At 40.4% G+C, this 517-nt stretch carries 1 protein-coding gene; it reads left to right on the top strand.

Going from position 1 to position 517, the window contains the following annotated elements; genetic code table 11:
- Nucleotides 1–47 precede the first annotated feature (47 nt).
- The coding region (locus Q4557_RS19885) for an IS110 family transposase (protein ID WP_303415072.1) at nucleotides 48–517 on the top strand (470 nt) is incomplete at its 3' end.

The following is a 517-nucleotide window of genomic DNA, read 5'->3' as shown; positions in this document are numbered from 1 at the left end:
TTGTGTGCCATATTGAAAGTGCGAACATTCAATCAAGGAGAGTCCATATGTCCTTAATTAAAGCAATTGGCATCGATTTAGCCAAATTGGTTTTTAGTATTCACGGTGTTGATGAATACGGTAAAACCAAACTAAAGCAAACAGTTAAAAGAAACAAGCTCTTAGCTAAAATTGCCTCAATACCACCTTGTATTATCGGTATGGAAGCTTGCTCAGGTGCACACTATTGGGCGAGAGAATTTACTAAACATGGCCACGATGTCCGTATCATGGCTTCTAAATTTGTTATCCCATATCGGCAAAGTGAAAAGAACGATGCCAATGATGCTGAAGCTATATGTGAAGCCGTGACCAGACCTAAAACACGCTTTGTCAGTATTAAAAGCGAAGAACAACAAGCCGTTTTGTGCTTGCATCGCATCAGACAAGGTCAAATCAAAGACCGTACCGCAATGATAAATCGTCTGCGTGGATTATTATCCGAGTTCGGTATCATTATGCCTAAAGGTCGCTATCC

Source organism: Shewanella sp. 5_MG-2023 (assembly GCF_030547465.1).
Classification (GTDB): Bacteria; Pseudomonadota; Gammaproteobacteria; order Enterobacterales; family Shewanellaceae; genus Shewanella.
Note: the sequence above shows the minus strand (reverse complement) of the source record. Positions and strands in the feature narration are given on the sequence as shown.